This window comes from Variovorax sp. dw_308 (assembly GCF_019207085.1).
Lineage (GTDB): Bacteria > Pseudomonadota > Gammaproteobacteria > Burkholderiales > Burkholderiaceae_C > Variovorax.
In genome coordinates, this window is record NZ_JAATOM010000081.1 from 1 (window position 1) to 1,587 (window position 1,587).

A 1,587-nucleotide genomic window follows, 5' to 3' on the forward strand; every position below is an offset into this window, starting at 1 on the left:
CGGCCAGTTCCGGGCGTTCGCAATGATGCGGGTGATCGTCCGCAATGAAGCGATGAACTGACTGACGATTCGCCGGGCCTTGGGTCTACCGCCCGGGAGCTCGATCCGTTTGACCCCTGCTGCCATCGACGATGCTTCGATCGCGCGTCATGCTCGGATGCTTTCACGGCTCTGGTTTTTCACGTTGCCCTGCGCAGTGACCGGTTCAGAAGCCACTTCGTGCTTTTTCTACTGACGGCGGATGGTCAGTTGCGATCGGGCGTGATGCGAAGCGGCGACGAACAATCTCGATATGGCCACGCAAGTCGTAAAGCTGATCCGTGAAGGCTAAGGGAATGCGGATGCGGCTGACTGTGCTCTCGATTCGCTCGATTTCCAGCAACCTCTCAGCCATATGCGCACCGCCCGGATCTGCGTCGATGGCGGCCTCCAACAGCTTGAGTTGCTCGTACCAGTAGAGTAGTCGCCGCCGAACGTTCCACTTATAAAGCATCGGCAAGAAGTGAAGCAACGGAAGCCCGAGGGCAACGCCCGCCACGAGCAGCGCGACGGCTCGCTCCGCATGCACGATCAGCCACAAGGGCAGGTATCGCTGCATCAGTGATGGTCCGTTCTTGTAAAAGTCGGCTGCACTCCCGGCTAATGGATAGTCCGAATCAAAAGAACGTGGAAATTCGCGTGCCCCGTGCAAGAGGCCGGGTTCGTCGTGGACCTCGCTCATCGCCTGTAACAAGAGAGTGACGATTGCTGGATTCAGATCGCTGCGCACCAGCACGCTGACCGTCGTGGCCACCAACTGGATGTCAGTCGGCGGAATGTTTCTTTCGATGTCGATCACTCCTTGCGGCAATACGAGCCGAGCCAGACTCGGGAATAGACGGGTATATGCCTCCGCCGTTGGAAAGCTCATGAGCCTTACACGAGGGTCGCGTAGCAATCCCTGCACTGCCGCAGTCTCGGCGGCGCCCTGGACCCATGCTATGTCCACCGTTCCGTTGACCAGCGCGTCCATCGCGTCGCGCCCTGCCAGGGGGACCAGCGTCGCACGTTCGGACGTCACGCCCGCCTTGCCAAGGATGCGCTCCGCCAGAACTCGCGTGCCGCTGCCCGCTGGTCCCACGGCGATTCGCTTGCCCTGCAACTGCGTCAACCTTTCGATAGGCTCCGGCGCGACGTAGAAAACCCAGATCGGCAGATAGTCGACGGTGCCCATCGACAACAGGCCGGGCGAATGTGTGCCGTCGGACACTCCGCCCGCGACGAAGCCAATTTGAACGCCGGCATTGGGATCTTGCAGGAGCCGCAGATTCTCTACGGCCCCTTCGGTCTCACGCAAATCCAGCCGCACCTTCGAGCGGGCGAAAATGTCCTTGTATCGCAGGCCGAAGTATTCGAAGCTCGCACCCTTGAACGCGGTCGCGATGACCACCCGCGACGGCGGCGTCGGGATGAAATAGAGCAAGGCGAGCGATACGATCCCCAGGACGACAACTATCCCGATTGCTGTTGTGATCGGTCGCTTGCGAGTGAACTCCCACATCGGTTTCAAACTCCAGATTGCGAGCGCTCGACCGTGACACCTGCCCC

The 1,587-nt window shown here is 60.3% G+C and carries 1 protein-coding gene; it reads right to left on the reverse strand.

What is annotated here, in order from left to right; translation table 11 throughout:
• Window positions 1–205: 205 nt before the first annotated feature.
• Window positions 206–1,587, reverse strand: a 1,382-nt coding sequence (locus HCU76_RS36275; RefSeq protein WP_218512054.1) for a TAXI family TRAP transporter solute-binding subunit, incomplete at its 5' end; no start/stop codon positions are given.